Annotated in this window: 14 protein-coding genes; 4 read left to right on the forward strand and 10 right to left on the reverse strand. The window is 71.6% G+C overall.

Annotated features, from left to right (window positions below):
* Window positions 1–72: 72 nt before the first annotated feature.
* Both ABT254_RS02745 and hemL read right to left on the reverse strand, forming a co-directional pair.
* Window positions 73–771 carry a histidine phosphatase family protein gene (locus ABT254_RS02745; RefSeq protein WP_351462704.1) on the reverse strand — a complete coding sequence of 233 codons (699 nt, stop codon included), beginning with the start codon at window positions 769–771 and terminating at the stop codon, window positions 73–75.
* Window positions 768–2,099, reverse strand: a complete 1,332-nt coding sequence (gene hemL, locus ABT254_RS02750) for a glutamate-1-semialdehyde 2,1-aminomutase (protein WP_351462706.1) — start codon at window positions 2,097–2,099, stop codon at window positions 768–770. Before hemL ends, ABT254_RS02745 begins: the two co-directional genes overlap by 4 nt.
* Window positions 2,100–2,486: 387 nt before the next feature.
* Here hemL and ABT254_RS02755 point away from each other — a divergent pair, with 387 nt between their 5' ends.
* The 3 genes from ABT254_RS02755 (at window position 2,487) to ABT254_RS02765 (ending at window position 8,164) form a co-directional block, all read left to right on the forward strand.
* Complete coding sequence (locus tag ABT254_RS02755; RefSeq protein ID WP_351462708.1) at window positions 2,487–3,125, forward strand: hypothetical protein; 639 nt, start codon at window positions 2,487–2,489, stop codon at window positions 3,123–3,125.
* 276 nt (window positions 3,126–3,401) lie between these two features.
* Window positions 3,402–7,124 (forward strand): nSTAND1 domain-containing NTPase, encoded by a 3,723-nt coding sequence (locus tag ABT254_RS02760; protein WP_351462710.1) that lies wholly within the window; start codon window positions 3,402–3,404, stop codon window positions 7,122–7,124.
* A gap of 278 nt (window positions 7,125–7,402) precedes the next feature.
* Window positions 7,403–8,164, forward strand: a complete 762-nt coding sequence (locus ABT254_RS02765) for a ribosome-inactivating family protein (protein WP_351462712.1) — start codon at window positions 7,403–7,405, stop codon at window positions 8,162–8,164.
* Here ABT254_RS02765 and ABT254_RS02770 read toward each other — a convergent pair.
* The gene (locus tag ABT254_RS02770) at window positions 8,117–8,413 is read right to left on the reverse strand and encodes a hypothetical protein (protein WP_351462714.1); all 297 of its coding nucleotides are present in this window, start codon (window positions 8,411–8,413) and stop codon (window positions 8,117–8,119) included. The genes ABT254_RS02765 and ABT254_RS02770 overlap by 48 nt on opposite strands.
* A 416-nt stretch (window positions 8,414–8,829) precedes the next feature.
* Between ABT254_RS02770 and ABT254_RS02775 the strand changes: the two genes are divergently transcribed.
* Window positions 8,830–10,242 (forward strand): glycosyltransferase family protein, encoded by a 1,413-nt coding sequence (locus ABT254_RS02775; RefSeq protein WP_351462716.1) that lies wholly within the window; start codon window positions 8,830–8,832, stop codon window positions 10,240–10,242.
* 9 nt (window positions 10,243–10,251) lie between these two features.
* On the opposite strand, the gene ABT254_RS02780 is transcribed toward ABT254_RS02775, so the two are convergent.
* The 7 genes from ABT254_RS02780 to ABT254_RS02810 all read right to left on the reverse strand — a co-directional run bounded on the left by ABT254_RS02780 (window position 10,252) and on the right by ABT254_RS02810 (window position 18,916).
* Entirely contained in the window at window positions 10,252–10,632 is a 381-nt protein-coding gene (locus ABT254_RS02780) for an SCO4225 family membrane protein (protein ID WP_351462718.1), read from the reverse strand.
* A gap of 197 nt (window positions 10,633–10,829) precedes the next feature.
* Entirely contained in the window at window positions 10,830–11,189 is a 360-nt protein-coding gene (locus ABT254_RS02785) for a hypothetical protein (RefSeq protein ID WP_351462720.1), read from the reverse strand.
* 65 nt (window positions 11,190–11,254) lie between these two features.
* Complete coding sequence (locus tag ABT254_RS02790) at window positions 11,255–12,136, reverse strand: glycine betaine ABC transporter substrate-binding protein (RefSeq protein ID WP_351462722.1); 882 nt, start codon at window positions 12,134–12,136, stop codon at window positions 11,255–11,257.
* A 26-nt stretch (window positions 12,137–12,162) separates the two neighbouring features.
* Complete coding sequence (locus tag ABT254_RS02795; protein ID WP_351462724.1) at window positions 12,163–12,807, reverse strand: hypothetical protein; 645 nt, start codon at window positions 12,805–12,807, stop codon at window positions 12,163–12,165.
* 164 nt (window positions 12,808–12,971) lie between these two features.
* Window positions 12,972–16,610: an nSTAND1 domain-containing NTPase gene (locus tag ABT254_RS02800; protein WP_351462726.1), complete on the reverse strand. Its 3,639-nt coding sequence runs from the start codon at window positions 16,608–16,610 to the stop codon at window positions 12,972–12,974.
* Between the two features lie 159 nt (window positions 16,611–16,769).
* Window positions 16,770–18,209 (reverse strand): sensor histidine kinase, encoded by a 1,440-nt coding sequence (locus tag ABT254_RS02805; protein ID WP_351462728.1) that lies wholly within the window; start codon window positions 18,207–18,209, stop codon window positions 16,770–16,772.
* Window positions 18,209–18,916 carry a response regulator transcription factor gene (locus ABT254_RS02810; protein WP_351462868.1) on the reverse strand — a complete coding sequence of 236 codons (708 nt, stop codon included), beginning with the start codon at window positions 18,914–18,916 and terminating at the stop codon, window positions 18,209–18,211. Before ABT254_RS02810 ends, ABT254_RS02805 begins: the two co-directional genes overlap by 1 nt.
* Window positions 18,917–19,011: the final 95 nt, after the last annotated feature.

Raw genomic sequence — 19,011 nt, forward strand, 5'->3', positions numbered from 1 at the left:
GAACGTGTCATGGAACCCCAAAGGGGATTTCTCGTCCGCCAATGGCACCCCATGACTCCCTAAAGGGGAGCGTCAGGCGCCGAAGGCCTTGGCCTGTCCCTTCACCGGCTTGGCGCCCGCGAGGAGATGGGCCGGGACGAGATCGCGGGCCGGCTCGCTGTAGCCGACGGACACCAGCTTGTCACCCTGGTAGGTGAAGGACGTCAGCGAGGCGAGGGTGCACTGCCGCTTGCGCGGGTCGTGCCACAGCCGCCGCTTCTCGACGTATGACCGCACGATCCAGATCGGCAGCTGGTGGCTGACGAGGACGGCCTCGTGCCCCCGCGCCCGGTCCTTGGCGGAGTCCAGCGCCTGCATCATCCGGACGACGATGTCGACGTACGGCTCGCCCCACGACGGCTTGAACGGGTTGACGAGGTGCTTCCAGTTGCCCGGCTTGCGCAGCGCGCCGTCCCCGACCCCGAAGGTCTTGCCCTGGAAGACGTTGTCGGCCTCGATGAGCCGCTCGTCGGTGGCCAGGTCCAGCCCGTGGGCCTTGGCGATCGGGGTGGCCGTCTCCTGGGCCCGCTCCAGCGGGGAGGCGCAGACGTAGGTGATGTCGCGGGGCGCGAGGTGCTCGGCGACCCGCTCGGCCATCTGCCGGCCCAGCTCGGACAGGCGGTAGCCGGGCAGCCGCCCGTACAGGACCCCGTCCGGGTTGGCGACCTCGCCGTGCCGCATGACGTGGACGACCGTGATGTCGCTGCCCGCCGTGTTGGTGCTGTCGCTCATGCTGCCGTGGCCTCCGCCGCCGCTCGGGCCGCCGCCGGAAGGGCGTCGGCGATGCGCTGTACGGCCTGTTCGTCGTGGGCCGTGGACACGAACCAGGACTCGAAGGACGAGGGCGGCAGATAGACGCCCTGCGCCAGCATCGAGTGGAAGAAGGCGGTGAAGCGGAAGGACTCCTGCTTCTTGGCGTCCTCGTAGTCGCGGACCTCCCGGTCCGTGAAGAAGACGGAGAACATGTTGGAGGCGTTCTGCAGCCGGTGCGCGACGCCTTCCTTGCTCAGCGCCTCGGTCACGAGCCCCTGAATGCTCTCCGACACGGCGTTGACCTTGTCGTAGGCGGCGTCGTCGAGCAGGCGCAGCTGGGCGAGGCCGGCCGCGGTGGCGACCGGGTTCCCGGAGAGGGTGCCGGCCTGGTAGACGGGCCCGGCGGGCGCGAGATGCGCCATCACGTCGGCACGCCCGCCGAAGGCGGCGGCAGGGAATCCGCCGCCCATGACCTTCCCGAAGGTCATGAGATCGGGCTTGACCCCGTCGATCCCGAACCAGCCCGCCCGGCTGGTGCGGAAACCCGTCATGACCTCGTCGGAGATGAAGAGGGCGCCGTTCTTGGAGCAGGCGTCCTTCAGGCCCTGGTTGAACCCGGGCCGGGGCGGCACGACGCCCATGTTCCCGGGTGAGGCCTCGGTGATCACGCAGGCGATCTCACCGGGGTGCCGGTGGAAGGCCTCGTGGACGGCCTCGAGGTCGTTGTACGGCAGCACGATGGTGTCGCCGGCCTGGGCGCCGGTGACGCCGGGGGTGTCGGGAAGGGCGAAGGTGGCCACGCCACTGCCGGCCGCGGCGAGCAGCGAGTCGACGTGACCGTGGTAACACCCGGCGAACTTGATCACCTTGGTGCGCCGGGTGAACCCGCGGGCGAGCCGGATGGCCGACATGGTGGCCTCGGTCCCGCTGCTGACGAGCCGCACCTGGTCCACGGGCTCGACCCGCTCGACGATCTCCTCCGCGAGCGCGACCTCGCCCTCACCGGGCGTACCGAAGGAGGTACCGCGCGAGACGGCGTCCTGAACGGCGGCGATGACCTCCGGGTGGGAGTGCCCGAGGATCATGGGCCCCCAGGAGCACACCAGGTCGACGTAGTCCCGCCCGTCCGCATCCGTCAGATACGGACCGGTACCGGACACCATGAACCGGGGCGTACCGCCCACGGCACGAAATGCGCGTACCGGGGAGTTCACCCCACCGGGAGTGACGGCCGCGGCCCGGTCGAACAGTGCCTGCGAGGCAGGCGCTTCGTATGAATAAGGCAGTGAATTAGGCAGTTCGCTCATGACCTGCGACTTCTCCGACCTTCTCCGACTTCTCGGGCTCCGGTTGCAAGGGACCTCCTCAGGGTAGGCCAGGGTGGACGGGTGGCAGCGGGCACCGCTGCTGACCCGGGAGACAGCCGCCACCCGGCGCGATCTGCGAAACTGGGACCTGATACACACAGCTCATACGGCCCTGGCGTACGTATAGGTGTACGGACGGATGTACGACCGGGTGCGCGGCCAGGTGATACGACGAGGTGTACGGAGGCTTGTTCAGAGGCTGCGAAGATCCTGCGGACAGGTGTTTCAACGCACGTTTCGGCGGGCGGCCGTGGGGGAGGTCACTGACACGATGATCGGGTTGCGCGGCGGGGGCCACGCGTCCTAGAAAAGCAGTCGGGTGGAGATATGCATCGCGGTGGCGGACTGGGCGAGGGGACTGATGACCTGGGTCCTCGACGTGCCCATCGAGGAAGGCACCGACGCGAGGCGGAGGAAGCGACCGAGGCACGTCGGGGACAGGGTGCACCGAGCGAGCCCGAGCAGATCGACCGGCGGATCGACCGCCGGGGCGACGCGCTCCGGGCCGGGAGCAGGAATGGTGGTCGGGTGGGGGTGACGTACAAGTACTTCGGCGCGCCGGACGGCGCGACCGCGGCCCGTGTCCCGATCTCGATGCGCCCCGAGGAACTCGGCGGCGACGAGCTCGGCATGAACGGCATGTTCACCAAGATCAAGCCGGAGACGATGGCGGCGATGGTGCTGACGGGCATCGAAGGCGTCCCCCTCCACAAGGTCCCGCCCCTCGAACTGGTCGTCCTGCACCCCGACTACGCGGTGGTCAAGCTCCCGATGACGGTCGTCGACCCGCTGCGGGGCATAGGCGAGGAGGCGGTGGGCGCGGCGGCGTTCATCTGGTCGACGGTGCCGGACCGCGGGGGCCCGCGGGACGCGTTCAACGTGTACCAACTGCTGCACGAGTGGCAGGACTTCAGCCATCGGTTGCATGAGGCGGGGCATCAGCCGTACTGCCTTGTGTGGCCCTGATCGGCTCTGGGCTGGGGTTTCTTGCGGGTTGGGCGGGGTCTTCGGGCCTCGCCCTTTTTGGTGGCGGAGGGGGGCCGTCAGGCGCCCAGGGCGCATTGAAGGCACATTGGTTTGGCCGAGGGCACTGATGCGCCCTGGGCTTCTGGTGCTGGCTACTGTCCGACGGCACTTCTCCGGCGGACATCACAGTCGAAAAGGGTTCTCGCCCGAGGGGGACGAAAAGTACCTTGTGCTGCTGATCAGCATGTTCTTCTTGTATGCGAAAGAGGCTTCGCCATGGGGCGCCCCGAACTACCGGTCGACCCGGCGGCCGGTCCCGTGCAGCGACTCGCCCATGATCTTCGGGAGCTGCGCCGTTCGGCGGGTGGCGTGTCGTACCGGGCCATGGCGAAGAAGGCCGGCTTCTCGGTGACGACCCTGGCGAAGGCGGCGAGCGGCGAGCGGCTGCCGTCGTTGGCCGTGCTCCGGGCGTACGTCCAGGCATGCGGGGAGGACCCCGCTGAGTGGGAGGCCCGGTGGGCGGAGGCCGAGGCGCTGGCCGGGGAGGAGAGGCAGGAGGATACCGACGCCGCACCGCCCTACCGCGGCCTCGCCCGCTTCGAGCCGGACGACCGTGAGCTGTTCTTCGGCCGGGACCGGCTGATCGACGAGCTGAGCGAGCTGGCCTGCGGGTCCCCGTTCGCCGTGGTGTTCGGGGCGTCCGGCAGCGGCAAGTCCTCCCTGCTGCGGGCCGGTCTGATTCCCCTGCTGCGGGAGAGGATCGCGCAGCAGGGGCGTACCGCGGTGCTCCGTATCCTCACTCCGGGAGCCCGGCCCGCCACCACCTACGGGCATCTGCTGACTCCGACGGCCGACGACCCGGAGAGCTGGGTGGTGGTGGACCAGTTCGAGGAGGTCTTCACCCTCTGCCGCGAGCGCGCCGAGCGGGACCGTTTCCTCGACCTTCTGCTCGCCGCGCGCGACCCGGGAAGCCGACTGCGCGTGCTCATAGCCGTACGGTCCGACTTCTATGCGCGGTGCGCCGAGCACCCGCGACTGGCGGAGGCGCTGCACTCGAGTGGGCTGCTGGTCGGGCCCATGACCGCGGACGAGCTGCGCGAGGCGGTGATCGGTCCCGCGCAGGCGGCCGGGCTCATCGTGGAGCGGACCCTGACCGCACGGATCGTCGAGGACGTGCTCGACGAGCCCGGCGGACTTCCGATGCTGTCCCACGCCCTGCTGGAGACCTGGCGGCGGCGCAAGGGCCGGATGCTGACCCTGGCCGCGTACGAGGCGGCCGGCGGGGTGCGCGGCGCGATCGCGGCCAGCGCCGAGAAGGCGTACGGGGAACTCTCACCGGAGCAGGCGCATGTCGCCCGGCACCTGCTCCTGCGGATGGTCGAGCCCGGCCAGGGCAACGCCGACACGCGCCGCCCGCTCAGCTGGGAGGAAATGGCCGGGTGGGAGGACCCTGAGGTGCGAGCCGTCGCCGGGCGGCTGACCCGGGCCCGGCTGCTGACCACCGACGACGACGGAGTTCAGCTCGCCCACGAGGCTCTCATCACCTGCTGGCCGCGGCTGCGCGAGTGGATCGACGCGGACCGGGAGCGGCTGCGCCAGCACCGGCAGCTGACCGACGCCGCCCGTACCTGGCTGGAGCACGACCGCGACCCGGGCACGCTGTACCGGGGCACCCGCCTGGCGCGGGCCGAGGAACTGTTCGCGGGCGACGACCGCGGCCACGACGGTCTGACGTCCGAGGAAACGGCCTTCCTGGTCGCCGCGGCGCAGCAGCGGGCGACGGAGGAGCGGTCCGCCACCCGGGCCCGGCGCCGCAGCCGCACGCTCACGGCCTCGCTCTGTGCCGTGCTGGTTGTGGCCCTGGTCGTCGGCCTGACCGCGCTGCGACTGCGGCAGGACAGCGAGCAGCAGACCACCGACACGGCGGCCCGCCGGGTGGCCGCGGTCGCCGACGCACTGCGGACCACCGACCCGCGCACCGCGATGCTGCTCGGCGTCGCCGCATGGCGCACCTCCGCGCTGCCGGAGTCCCGCCGTGCCCTGCTGGGCGCGCTGGCCCAGCCCGAACTGGACAACTTCACCGACCCGGCGCCCGGTGACGCCTCGGCGCGGTTCCTCGACGTCTCCGGGCGATCTCTGCTCAGCACCACCGACGGCAGCACCTGGCGGACGTGGGATGTGGGCACCCACCGCCGTATCGCCTCGGGGCCGCTACCGCACGGGGCCGTACTCGGCGCGGATCCGGGCGGCCGGGTGCTCGTCATCCAGACCACTGACAGGACCCAGCGGCTGTGGGACACGCGAACGAGGCGCTGGATCGGGGGTCCCCTGCCGGACACGTACACCGTGAGCTTCGCGGCGAGTGGGCGCAATTACCTGGTGACGAGCCTGTTCGACGACCGGGTTGGGCTCTACTCCGCCACCGACGGCCATCTGGTCTTCCGGACCCCGTCGGCCGGCAGCGGGGAGCGCGCCACCGCGGCGGCCGACGACCGGCTGCTGGCCGTCTGCCCGCGCGGCCGGGCCCCGCAGGTCCGGGACACCTCCACGCGCAGCGTCCGGTCCGGTGCCTGGACGAGCGCTCGCGGCGTCTGTGATGACGGCACCCTCCTCGACCTCACCGGCGGCCGACTCCTGGCCCTTGCCGGGGGCCGGGTGCGGGTGTGGGACACCACTTCGGGACGAAAGCTCGCCGACGTCGCCCACCCGGGTGCCCTTTCGGCCGTCGTGAGCGCGGACGGCTCCTTTCTGGCGACCGGCGGCGGCCAGGAGATCAGAGTGTGGCGTCTGTCCAAGGGCGGCGCCCCCGTTTTCCGGCACTCCTTGGACAACGAGTCGCTCTCGGGTCTCGCCTGGGACCCCTCGCGGCCCCTGCTGCGGTACCTCGAGGGAGGCACGGTCCACACCCTCGACCTCACCACGACGCTCACCCGCGCCTGGCGCACGAGTCCGCTCGCAGGGGTCCGGCTCAGTCCCGACGGCAGGACGCTCGCCACCGCCGAACGTATCGGTGACCGCTACGTCGTCCAGCTGCGGAACACGCGTGACGGCCGTCTGCTGCGAACCCTGCCGACCCCGTCACGTCCTTCCTTCCGCACCGGCGTCCCGAGGGTCCCCGGGGACATCACCGAGCCCTTGCTGTCCTTCAGCCCCGACGGCGGCACGTTCGCGTACGGAGTCTCCGCCCCCTGGGACACGGCGCCTCAGCGCCTGACGGTGTGGGACGTGGCCGCCGGACACACGAAGGCCACGGTGGACCTGGCGACGGCGTCCACCACATCCACGGACGCGATCGCCCTGGGACCGGGCGGTCGTACGCTCCTCACCGCACGTCTGACCGAGGGCGGCTACTTCAACGAGACATGGGACACCACGCGGCAGCGGAGGACGGCGCTTCTCCCCGGCCCGGCCGGCCGTCATCTGGCCGTCAGCCCGGACGGCGGGCTCCTCGTGACCGACAACCGCGTCGTCCGGGCGGGCCGGTCCCACGCCCATGACCTCGTCCAGCACGACGACATCGGAGCCGTCGCCTTCGCGCCGGACGGCGGCCGCCTCGCGGCCGGCGACGGGACAGGGCGGGTGGCCATCTGGGACGGCGGTCTCCGGCACCGAGCGGGCATCCTGAGGAACGTCTTCTCGGCGCCCAACGATCCGTCCACCGGCTCAGCCGAGACGATCACGTCTCTCGCGTTCAGCCCGGACGGCAGCACACTCGCCGTGGGCGGCGACGCGGGCACCGTCCAACTCTGGGACATCGCGACCCAGCAGCCTCTCGGTCCTCCTCTGCCCACCCCCGGTGAGAGCGTCGACACGCTCGCCTTCAGCCCGGACAGCACGATGCTGTACGCGGGCGGCAAACACGTCCCGATGCAGCGGTACGTCGTGGATCCTGACCGGGCGGCATCCCTTGTCTGCTCCCGTGCCGGGAACACGGAACTGACCCGGGCGCAGTGGCACACCTACGTTCCGGACCGGCCGTACAGGCGGGTCTGCCCCTGACGGTCACGGGCCTCGCGCCGGTACGGCCCGAACCAGCCGGACGGCCCCTCCTGGGCATCCCCACCGGCACAACCCGGCTGTGACCCCGTGGTCTCGCGTCCCGCCGCAAGGCGCGAAGAAGCGGGCGGGGCGTCGAGCAGCGGGTTTACATCCGGACAAGTAACGTGGAACTTGATCCTCCGGAATTGTTTGCGGTGGCCAAGGGGGCCTGCCGGACAACCCCCCGGCTGTGAGCGTCGGTCGTGACATCGCTGCACGTCGAACAACCGGAGCACACCATGCCCACCAGCGTCCTCATGGTGGTCGCCTTGTCCGTCCTTCTCGGGATCCTGGTGTTCTTCACGGTGCCCAGGGACACCGAGACATCCGCCTCGACGGCGGCGGACCATGTGCCGATCAACGCCGAGAACGTCGCCGGCAGGAAACACGTCGACTTCCCACAGGTCCGCTGGAACATCAACCGCGGCTCGGGTGCCTATCTGACCATGCTGGACCAGCTGCGCAACCTCGCCGAGACCTCGGCCAACGGCCGTGTCATGCCCGACGTCGACACCGAGGTGAACGTCGCCGTCACCGGCAGCACGGAGAGCCAGAGTTTCGCCGACATCGTGATCAGCAGCGGCAACCACACTCCCACGGTGCATGCGGTCGTACGACTCAGGGACTTCTGCGTCGTACGGTTCTTCTCCAGCGACACCCCGCACAACTTCGTCCTGAACCTCGCCTCCGACGTCCCCAACCAGGAGGACGCCGACGACGACTGGTTCCTCGGCAAGGTGGGCTACGACACCCTCGCCCGCGTGGCGAACCAGTCGCTGACCGCCGTCGACCTGAGCGAGTCCAGCCTTGAGAACAGCCTCAGGGACCTCGGGGTCCGCGGAACCGACCGCACCGCCCAGGCTCGCGGCATGCTGCGCTACATCATCGCCATCACCGAAGCCTCCCGGTTCCGCCCCATCGCACACCACATCGCGAACGGCATGGACCACGGGTCAGATGTCTTCGTCACCGCACAGCAGGTCGGCCTGATGCGCAACTAGACCGGCATCAGCCATGTCCTCATCGGCCGCACCGATCTCTCCGCCGGCACCAGCCTCGCCGGCAACGCCATCACGGACGTCCGCGTCGCCGTGAACCTGCGCGCGGTCGCTGTCCACGGCGCGCATGAAGCGACGGGTCGCGGCAATTTCCATCCGCTGATGCGCTTCATGAATATGCTCTGCGCGTTCTTGCGTGACCTGGAATACACGCGGGCCAAGCGGTTTCGGCAGCAACCAAGTGTTAGTCACGCGTGGAGGGATTTGAGCGGAAGTCGGTTGGGCGAATTCCGGTCATTGAAGCGGTGGGGCGTGGCAAAAAAAGGCGCGATCCAGGGTGTGACCAAGAACGCGTGGGCCATGCGGACACCCTGATGGCATCCTTGATCAGGCTCGCTTCGATCGGGCCGCACACACGGGGGATCTACGGGAGGACTGCGGGTTCATACGCTTCGCGCGCGATGCATGGCTTCCGCGCTGCTTCTTCATGCCGCTGCCACTTCGCGCAGCTGACACTCAGCCTTGTTCAACAGCCTTTCCGGAAGCCCTCTTTCATGCCCATCACCCATGCCTTTCGCTCGACTCCGCGCTCTTCCTGGGCCGGAAAACCGCCTGAGGCATTGCCAAGTGCGCCACGACATCAGGCGGTTCGCGTCTGGCTGATACCGATGCTGTGGACGGTGTCCCTCGGCCTTTGGGGCATATCGCGGCAGAACACGGTGTGGCGGGACGAGGCCGCGACCTGGCAGGTGGCGGAGCGCTCCACGGCTGAGATCTGGCACATGCTGGGGAACGTCGACGTCGTGCACGGCTGCTACTACCTGCTGATGCACGCCCTGTTCGAGTGGTTCGGGCCCGGCACCACGACCCTGCGGCTGCCCTCGGTTCTGGCCACGGCGGTGGCGGCGGCGTGCGTGGCCGTCATCGGCCGCCGGCTGGCCGGCCTGTGGGTGGGCCTGGGAGGAGGGATGGCGTTCGGGCTGCTGCCGGCCGTGCAGTTCTACCTCCAGGAGGGACGGCCGTACGCGCTGGTCGCAGCCGGGGCCGGGGTCTCCACCCTGCTGCTCGTGACCGTGCTGCAACGCCGTGTCCGCGCGGGGCGCTGGGTCGCCTACGGCGGCACGGTCCTGCTGTGCGCCCTGCTGAACTGGCTCTCGCTCCTGATCCTTCCGGCACATCTGGCGACGCTGGTCTGGGCCCGGGCCGGCCGCGGGACCCGAACTCGCTGGGCGGCCGCCTCCGCGACCGCCACGGCCTGCGCGCTGCCCTTGGTGCTCTTCAGCCGGGGCCAGTCCGCGCAGGTGTCTTGGATACCGCCGCTCACCTGGCACATGCTGATCGGCCCGGCGGTCCTGCTGCTGATCGGCGGAGTCGGCGCACTGCTGGATCGCCCCCGGGTGGGCCGGCTGTCGGTGGCGACCGTCGGGCTGCCGCTGCTGGCGGTGCCGCAGATCGGCCTCATCGGTCTGTCGCTGATCCAGCCGCTGTTCCTGGACCGGTACGTTCTCTTCAGCCTGCTGGGTCTGGCACTGCTGATCGGTTCGGTGATCGGTTCGGCGGTGCGGGCGGTGAAGCCCCGCCTCCCGAGAGCCTCGACGTCGGTTCTCCCCGCGCTGATCGCCGTGGCGACGGTGGCGCTGCTGCCGCAGTCGCTGGCCAAGCGCTCCCCCTCCAGCCGGGTGGACGACGTCCTGGCGCTCGCCTCGGACGTACGGCGGCTCAAGGAGACCGGGGATGCCGTGCTCTTCGTCCCCGCGGCGCGCCGGGACACCAAGTCCGTGACCCCGAGCGCCTTTTCCGGTCTGCGGGACATCGCTCTGGCGCAGACCCCGCAGGAGTCCGGGACTCTGAAGGGCATCGAGGCGAACCCGGCTCGGATACGTGCCGCGATGCTGACGCAGCGACGCATCCTGCTGGTGACGGACGCGAGCGGGGTGGCGCGACCGGTGACGGCCGAGCGGGACAGGACGAAGACGTCCGTGCTGAAGAAGTACTTCAGGGTGGTGGCCGACCAGCAGGTGCACGGGCGAAGGCTGACGGTGTACGAGCGCCTTGCGCCGACACGCCGAACGGTTGGATGAGGCGGAGCCTCAGCCGTACTGCCCCGTGCGGCCCTGGCCGGAGGTCCCCTGGGTCAGCCTGCGCGCCAGCGAGCCGATCAGTGCCGCGTTGACCAAGCCGGACAGGGCCGCGCCGGCGGTGAAGATCAACGGGCTCAGCCACGCGAGCGAGGAGTCCCAGTCCGGTGACAGAGCCGTCAGGGGCACGGTCACGAGCAGGCCGAGCGGGGCCGTGGCCATGAGTGGCCAGATGCCGGCGAAGCCCGGGTCCGGCGACAGATAGACGGCGTACAGGAAGAAGCCCAGCGACGCGGCGACGACCGCGAGGTAGCCGCGTGCGAGCCAGTTGTCGACCGCGGGCGCGAGCAGGGCCCGGATCCCGCGCGGTCGGGGGCGTGCGGAGCGTGCCATGTCGTTCCTTGTCTCTCGGGAGCCTCGGATCGGGTCCGTGGCGGATGTCCTCCACGGTGGACCGCGGTGCGCGTTCCGGCATGAGTACGAGTGCTCATCTCGGCAGGGGCTCGACGCACCGGGGGCGGGACCCTTTTCGAGTCCCGCCCCCGGCGAGTGTGCGGTTCGGTGCCGTGTCCGCGATCGGCGTCTGCCCTCTACGACAGATGGAACGTCGTCGTCCGGTCATTCGTCCTGGGGACGTACTGCTGCTTCCAGGTCCAGGCCGCGTTGCCCGGCTTGTGGTGGAGTTCGACCGACGAGTTCTGCTTCCACCAGTAGTCCCAGCCGGTGGCGCAGGTGCCTGCGTCGACCGTCCAGATCGGCGAGCCGACCCAGTCGTTGTGCTGGTTGTAGCCCTTGACCCAGAACACCTGTGTCACGCCGGCGTCGTTGCAGACCGTGATCTGCACGGCGGAGACCGACTCGGCGGCGGCCGTCGTCGGGACGGCGAGAGAGCTGAAAGCGGCTCCTGCGGCGAGTGCCGCGATGGCGAACTTCCTTCTGATGTCACGCATTTCGCTGTCACCGTTCTGTACGAGTGAGGTACGGGTGAGGTACGTGGGAGGGAGGCGAGAGGGGGTCAGCCGAGCAGGCCCTTGGACCGCAGCCAGGTCCGGGCCGTCGCGGCGGGCGACCGGCCCGCGTCGACGGCGGAGGCGAGCGCGGCCAGTTGGTCCGTGGTGAGGGCCGCGTTGACCCTGGCCAGGGCCTTTCTTGCGGCCAGGCCCGCGTAGGGGGCCTGGATGAGAGGGAAGACGTGCTCGGGCGGGATGACGCCCTCGGGGTCGCTCAGCACGACCAGCCGGTCACGGGTGAGGACGGGGTCGGTGCTGCGCAGGGCCAGCACATCGGCGGTCGCCGAGGTGCCGGCGCCGGTCAGGGTGACGCCGTACGCCTTCTTCAGCGACGAGGGCGCCGGGGCGTCCGGATCGCCCGAGGCGGAGCCGCCGAGGGTGAGGCGGCGGCCGGCTCCGGCGAGGTCGGCGAGGCTGTGCAGGGCGTGGCGGCGGGCGGTGGCCCGGGTGACCGCGAGGACGACGCCGTGTTCGGCCGCGGCCGGCGGCAGGGCGTCGATCCCCATGGGCAGCGCCATGCTCAGCGTCGCCGGCATGTTCCCGGGCAGCGTGTCGCTGCCCGGGAACGTGCGCAGCAGGGCGCTCTCGTATGCGGGAGCCAGGCCGATCCTGCCCGCCACCACGGCCCTGGCGGTGGCGGCGGGCGACGGGTAGCTGGTGGTCGCCATCCGCACCGGCTGTCCGGCGTGGGTGAGGAGTTCACGGTAGAGCGCGGCCGTCACCCGACTCTCCGCCGAGGTGTCGGTGCCGATCACCGTCGGCCCCTGCCGGTCCGCGTGGGCGGTGTCGGGTTCGCTCTTCGCGCCGGCCGCGCAGCCGGTCAGCAGGACCAGGGAGCAGACGGCGGCCGCCGCGAGGCGGAGCCGGCGGCGGGTTCCCGGAGTCACGGAGCACCACATGCCGTCGGCCGGTGTCAGTTGCAGTGGGCGGCGCGGTCGGCGGCGGTCATCTTCGCGTCCTTGAAGTTGACGTAGCCCGAGTTGGGGTTGTCCTTGTTGAAGCCGGACGACTGGTAGTTGTTGATGTACCAGATGTAGTGGCCGTAGAAGCGCTTGCCGAAGTGGATCTCGTACCAGCCCTTGGCCTGCTGCTTGGCCGTGCCGCGCTCTATCCAGCCCTTGTAGCCGGCCGGGATGTTGACCGTGTTGCTCTCGGTGTCGGTGTGCGAGGCCTCCCAGCTGTGCGAGTACGTGGTGCTGACGCCGACCGTGAACACCTCGAACCACTTGTATTCCGCGCTGATCGAGATGCCGAAGGTGTTGGTGGAGCCGGTGGTGTCCGCCCAGTCGATACGGTGCTGGTTGGTCTGGCTCGCGCAGTTGTACGCGGTGCTGCCGACCTGGTGCTGGGGGCCGGTGTACGTCCAGTAGTCCGTGGCGTGGAACTCGCACAGGTCGGCCCAGCTGCAGGCGTCCAGGAGCTCCTTGGTGGTGGGGCTGTCGGCGGCGGAGGCCTGCGGGGCCGCCAGCAGCGAGGCGCCCAGCGCCAGGGCCGCTACGGCCCCGCCGGTACGGAGGACGCGCTGGGGGGAGGCGGGCTTACGGCGTGCGAATCGCATCGGGTTACTCCGGTGAGTGGGGGGTGGTGTCCTGGTGGCCCTCCACTCTTCGGTGTGCCGATTTGTTGATCAATGCAGGTCAGAGGCGTAAACAACCCAACCCGGGGGACGGAACCGGACAGGTGCCCGCGCAGGGGACCGCGGCGGGCTTCCGGGCGTCGGGCCTACGAGGTCCCGTCGCCGGAGAGGTCGCACACGCGCCGGTAGGGCACCTCGGGGAGGTACGTCCGCCATTCGTCGGCGGTCAGGTCACGGCCGGTGCGCGCGCAGAGCCGGGTGGCGACCCGGGCGGCCCCGACGGCGTACCGCTGGACGGGCACGTGCGGGCCGGCGGCGTACACGGAGTCCCCGTGCGGGTCGAAGGCGAGCGAGCGGATCGCGTCGCCGGGGGTGGCGAGGCCGGCGCCCAGGGGCTGCCGGCCGGCGGTGTCCCACAGGCGCAGCGCGCCGGAGCGGTACCCCACCGCGAGGGTGCGGCCGTCGGGGCTGAAGGCGAGGGCGGTGACCGGGGAGCCCGGGGCGCCGGCCGGGACGACGGCCTCCCGGTGGCGTTCCCCGCGGCCCCGCCAGACGGTGACGCTGCCGAAGGAACCGCCGGTGGCCAGGTGGACGCCGTCGGGGCTGAGGGCGAGGAGGTCGGCGTCGCCGAGTGGTACGCCGGTCTCCGGGCCGAAGGGCAGGGAGGCGGCCGGTCCCGTGAACCCGGAGGCCAGGACGGACGCAAGGGTTCCGGCGAGAGCCGCGGGCCGGTCGGTCCTCGTCCGCCGGGCGGTGTCCCACACCTCACCGACGAGCGAACCGGTGGAGGTCACCCGGGTGAGCAGCAGGTGTCGGCCGCCCCGGGTGAGCGCGACCGAGCGGACGGCGGACGGCCCGCCCGGCTCAAGTACCGCCTGCACACGGTGAGTTGTCGCATTCCATACGACGATCCGGGCGCCGTTGCCGTAGGCGAAGGTCCGGCTGTCGGGGCTGAAGGCCAGGAGGGGGGCGGCGGCCTCGGGGCGCCCGGGCGCGAGGGCGGGCAGTCCTGCGACGCCGCGGCCGGTGCGGGTGGAGCGCAGGCGGAAGCGGTAGCTGTCGCCGTACCGTTCGGCGGTGGCCAGCAGGCGCCCGTCCGGGCTGAGCGTCTCGTGCTCCAGCGGCCGGTCGCGCCACGCGGAGGTGAGGGCCGCCGAGAGGTCGAGGGTGTGGACGGTGGCGCCGGTCAGGTAGCGCAGGGTCGGGGCGCCGGGGTCCCAGGCGAGTGCGGTGACGGGCCCGTCGGCCAGGGCGTGGCGGAACACCGGTGCTCTCGCCCCCGGGATGCGCCAGACGGTGATCCCGTCCTGCCCGGCCGCCGCCAGGAACCGCCCGTCCGCGGTGAACGCCGGGCGAGTGGCGCCCGGTTGGCCGAGATCCGCGAGCTGCCGCCCCGAGGCCGTGTCCCAGACACGTACGCCCTTGTCCGAAACCGCGGCGAGCCGTGTACCGCGCCGGTCGAGGACGAGCGAGTCGGCGGCGCACTTCCCGACCGGCCGGCCCTCCCAGGCGCCCGGAACAGTGCGGTGCCGGACGAGGTCCCGCACCACGAGCGCCCGCTCCCGCCCGCAGACGACGGCCAGCCGCCCCTCCGCACTCACCACCACGACACCCCCGGCGGCCCCCGCCGGCACCACGGAGTCATCGGTGAATCCCCGCAACCGCGCCTGCGTGTCCGGCCCGTCCGCGACATGACCGCCGGCCCCGGTCCCCGGACCGGCCGCACCGCGGTACCGGGCGGGGTCTCCCGCCCTCTCCGGCAGACGCCACAGCCGTCGCTCTCCGCCGGGGCCGGCCAGGGCGAGTGTCCGGCCGTCGGGGCCGGCCGCGGTCACCGGAAGGTCCGGCAGGTGGCCGGAGGCGGTGCGGCGGTGGGTGCGGACGTTCCAGGTCGACCAGGTGCCCGCGCCGGTGGTGAGGAGGGTGTGGCCGGAGTCGATGAGGAAGGTGCGGGTGGTGGTCTTCCGGTCGGGGGCGGTGAAGGTGTCGCGCTCGGGGTCGGTCAGGGCGTCGAAGAGGGCCGCGCGGCTCTCCGGCAGCGGGGCGAGCCGCCAGGCGGCGACGGCGAGCAGGGCGCGGGTGCGTGGGTCGGTCACCCGGTCCCGGTCGGCGAGGCCCGCGACCCGGCGGGCCGCGGCGAGGGTGCGCTCGGCCTCGGCCGCATCGCTCTGCTGCCAGGCGAGGTGACCGGCGACCAGGGCCCCGCCCAGGACACAGGTGAGGGCGACGACGAGTGCCCGTATGCGGCGTTGCATACGGGCGGCCGTCCAGCGCTCCATGCGGTGGGCGACCCGGGAGGCGCACAGGAAGGCCCGCTCCCGCGCGGTCAGGTCGTCCTCGTGCCGCTCGCGGGTGAACAGCACGTCGGCCAGGGCGAGATGGACCCCCCGGTACAGGGTGCCGGGGTCGCTGCCGTGCTCCTGCCAGTTGCGGGCGGCCTCGGCGAGGTGACGGTGCATGCGCAGCCGCTCGCGGTTCTCCTCGATCCACTGCTGCAGCCGGGGCCAGCGGGTGATCAGGGCCGCGTGGGCGAGTTCCACGTTCTCCTCGTCCACGGTGATCAGCCGGGCGCGGGAGAGCCGTTCGAGGACGACGGGCACCTCGGGGTCCGGCCATTCGCGCAGATCGGCGCGTCTGACCGGGCGGGGGCTGTCGGGGGTGCCGTCACCGGGGGCGATGAGGGCGAGCAGGAGGCGCCGGGCGGTGCCGGCCTGGTCGGCCAGGAGCCCGCCGTAGACCTCCTCGGCCGCGGCGGCGATCGCTCCGTGGACGCCGCCGGCCTCCTCGTACGCGGCCAGCGTCAGCACTCCGCTGCGCCGTCTGCGCCAGGTCTCCCGCAGGGCGTGCGAGAGCATCGGGAGCGCGCCGGGCTGGTCGTGGACCTCTTCGACGATACGGGCGGTGAGTTCCCGCTCGACCCGCAGGCCCGCCGCCGTGGCCGGTTTGACGACCGCGTCCCGCAGTTCCTCCCGGCTCATCGGCCCCACCGACAGCGTGGTGTGCCGCAGCGCCTCGGCGAGCCCGGGGTGCTCCACGCACCGGCCGTGGAAGCCCGCCCCGACCGCGACGACCACCCGTAACCGGCCGTCACCCTCCTTGGCGGCGAGCAACCGGTCGACGAACAGCCACCGTTCGGCCCGGTCCCGGCAGAGGGTGAAGATCTCCTCGAACTGGTCGACCACGACCACGCGGTGGGGCTCGTCCGGCCCCGGCGCGAGCAGCCGGCCGTGGGTGGTGGCGGGCCGCGCGCCGGGCGTGATCAGCCGCAGCCGGGCGCCGCAGCCCGCTTCGTCCACCACCCGCTCGAGGCGCGGCATGACCCCGGCCCGCAGCAGCGAGGACTTGCCGCTGCCGGACGCCCCGATCAGCACCGCGAACCGGTGCTCCTTCATCAGCTGCACGGCGTCCTCGGCGAGCGCGTCCCGCCCGAAGAACAGCTCCTGGTCACCCGGTTCGAACCGGGCCAGGCCCTGGTACGGCGACTCCCCCTCGGCCGGTCCGCAGGCCGCGACCTCCTCGGCCGCCGCCCGTAATCGGTCCTGCCAGACGTCCGGGTCCGCCCCGCAGGCCTGCGCGTAGGCGCGCACCACGGCCACCGACGGCAGCCGTTCGCCGGAGGCCGCCCGCGACAGCGCCGCCACCGAGATCCGGGCCTGGCCGGACATCGTCCGGTACGACGGGGAACCGGCCCGGGCCCGTAAGGACCGCAGCTCGTGCGCGAAGCGCTGCACCGGCCCCGCGTCGGGATCGAGCGGCCGCTCGGGACGTCCCCGCTGCCGGCTCACGGCCGCTCCAGCACATGGCTTCTCACGTTCACTGGCAATCGCTTTCCCAACCCTGAGGGGGACGATCACACGCCGGATCGCGAGTATGTCATGACAGCTTGAGAGTTAAATGGGGTTGAGCGGAATGGCCTGTTCCAGCCCCTGGCAGGAGAGGCGGCGTCACCCCCCGGCGCCCGACCCGCCCCCCGGCACCCCGCCGACGGTGAACCCGATCACCGCTCCGCCCCCCTCACGCTGCACCGCGAACGGCGCCCCGCCGTGCGCCATGGCGACCTCCCGCACGATCGACAGACCGAGCCCCGAACCGGGCAGGGACCGTGCGTCGGCCGCGCGGTAGAAGCGGTCGAAGATACGGATCAGGTCGCCGTCGGCGATTCCTGGGCCGCGGTCGAGGATCTCCACGCGCACGGTGCCCGACCGGGCGGGTCCGGAGACGGCGATCTCGATGGGCCCGGTGCCGTCGCGGTCGAACTTGGCGGCGTTCTCGACGAGGTTGGAGATCGCGCGCTGCAGCATCGCGGGCCGTCCGTCGGTCGTCGTGTCGCCGCTCACCCGGACCGTGATCTGCCGCCCGTTGCGCCGCCGCGCGAGCCCGGCCACCTCCTCCGCGATGTCCGCGAGGTCGACCCGCTGCGGCGGCTCGGTGTCGGACTGCCCGGCCGCCAGGTCCACCAGCTCGTTGACCAGGTCGGTCAGTTCGCGCGCCTCCTGGCTCAGGTCCGCGACCAGCTCGTCGCGGGTGGCCGGGGGAAGCTCGTCGATCCGGCGCAGCAGGGAGATGTTCGTACGGAGCGAGGTGAGCGGCGTACGCAGTTCGTGGCCCGCGTCCTGGACCAGGCGCCGCTGGTCCTCCTCCGACTGGGCGAGGCGGCCCAGCATGCGGTCGAAGGCGCGGCCGAGGCGGCCCACCTCGTCGTAGCCGGTGACGGGCACCTCGATGCCCAGCTGCCGGGTGCGGGCGACGTCCTCCGCGGCCGAGGTGAGCAGGATCAGACGGCGGGTGATGCGCCGCGCCAGCCACCAGCCGAACAGACCCGCCGCGATCACCACCGCGCACATCAGGATCAGCGTGCGCTGCTGCAGCGCCCGCAGCAGGTCCTCGGTGTCGCTGAACTCCTGCGCGACCTGCACCGCGCCCCGGCCGGTGCCGAGCGAGACGGTCGCGATGCGGTAGACGTCCGTGTCGACGTCGACGTCCTTGTGCTCGACCAGCTTCCCGGCCTTCCGGGCGGCCGCGACCGACCGGTCGGCGGCGACCACCGGCAGCCCGGGGCTGCCCGGGTCGACGACCTTGCCGTCCGGCCCCAGCACCTGCACATCCGTACGGGCGGGCCGCACGATGTCGTGGCCCGGTGCCGAGGAGGAGAAGTCGTCCGTCGTCATCCGGTGCTGCCGCACCTCGTCCCGCAGGTCCTGGACGACCTGGTCGAACACGGACTCCTGGTCCACCCGCACCAGCCGGGCCGCGGCGCTGTACGACAGCACACCGACCAGCACCGTGACGGCGGCGGTGACCGCCGCGAACGAGACCGCGAACGTGGTGCGCAGGGAGACCAGCCCGGGCCGCCTTCTCGCCAGCAGCCGCCTGATCCCGCCCACTAGTCTTCCCGCAGCACGTAACCCACACCGCGCACCGTGTGGATCAGCGCCGGCGCGCCCGGCTCGTCCAGCTTGCGGCGCAGATAGCCGACGTACACGGCGAGGTTCTTGGAACCGGGTCCGAAGTCGTAGCCCCAGATGCGGTCGTAGATCGTGGAGTGGTCGAGGACGATCCCGGCGTTGCGCACGAGCAGCTCCAGCAGCTCGAACTCGGTCCGCGTGAGCTCCAGCTCGCGCTCGCCGCGCCAGGCCCGCCGCGCCTGTACGTCCATGCGCAGTCCGGCGGCCTCGATCTGCCGGTCGGAGGCCGCGGGCAGCTCCTTCGGCACGTCGGTCAGGGCCGCGGGATCCGTGCTGGTCCGGCGCAGCAGCGCCCGCAGCCGGGCGAAGACCTCCTCGACGTCGAACGGCTTGACCACGTAGTCGTCGGCGCCCGCGTCCAGGCCCGCGATGCGGTCGGCGGTCTCGACGAGCGCGGTGAGCATGAGGATCGGCGTGCGGTCGCCCTCGGCGCGCAGCACCCGGCAGACCTGCAGCCCGTCGATGCCGGGCATCATCACGTCGAGCAGGAGCACGTCCGGCGGGGTCTTGTGGGCCTGCGCCAGCGCCTCGACGCCGTCGGCGACCGCGGTGACCTGGTAGCCCTCCAGGCTCAGGGCGCGTTCCAGGGCGTGACGGATGGCGCGGTCGTCTTCGGCGAGCAGCACAGTTTGGGGCACGTACCCATACTGCCAAGGCCTCCGGCCGTTCAGCCGAGGACGGAGGCCGTACGATCTGCCTTTTTACCGGGCTCTCACCGTCA

Source organism: Streptomyces sp. NPDC001137 (assembly GCF_040298885.1).
In the GTDB taxonomy this organism is placed as follows: Bacteria; Actinomycetota; Actinomycetes; order Streptomycetales; family Streptomycetaceae; genus Streptomyces.

What these genes read in the sequence shown, in the direction of transcription:
- ABT254_RS02785 (WP_351462720.1), bottom strand. Translation starts at nt 11,189, where the DNA reads ATGCGTGACATCAGAAGGAAGTTCGCCATCGCGGCACTCGCCGCAGGA.
- ABT254_RS02760 (WP_351462710.1), top strand. Translation starts at nt 3,402, where the DNA reads ATGGGGCGCCCCGAACTACCGGTCGACCCGGCGGCCGGTCCCGTGCAG.
- ABT254_RS02745 (WP_351462704.1), bottom strand. Translation starts at nt 771, where the DNA reads ATGAGCGACAGCACCAACACGGCGGGCAGCGACATCACGGTCGTCCAC.
- ABT254_RS02795 (WP_351462724.1), bottom strand. Translation starts at nt 12,807, where the DNA reads ATGCGATTCGCACGCCGTAAGCCCGCCTCCCCCCAGCGCGTCCTCCGT.
- ABT254_RS02755 (WP_351462708.1), top strand. Translation starts at nt 2,487, where the DNA reads ATGCATCGCGGTGGCGGACTGGGCGAGGGGACTGATGACCTGGGTCCT.
- ABT254_RS02775 (WP_351462716.1), top strand. Translation starts at nt 8,830, where the DNA reads ATGCTGTGGACGGTGTCCCTCGGCCTTTGGGGCATATCGCGGCAGAAC.
- hemL (WP_351462706.1), bottom strand. Translation starts at nt 2,099, where the DNA reads ATGAGCGAACTGCCTAATTCACTGCCTTATTCATACGAAGCGCCTGCC.
- ABT254_RS02780 (WP_351462718.1), bottom strand. Translation starts at nt 10,632, where the DNA reads ATGGCACGCTCCGCACGCCCCCGACCGCGCGGGATCCGGGCCCTGCTC.
- ABT254_RS02765 (WP_351462712.1), top strand. Translation starts at nt 7,403, where the DNA reads ATGCCCACCAGCGTCCTCATGGTGGTCGCCTTGTCCGTCCTTCTCGGG.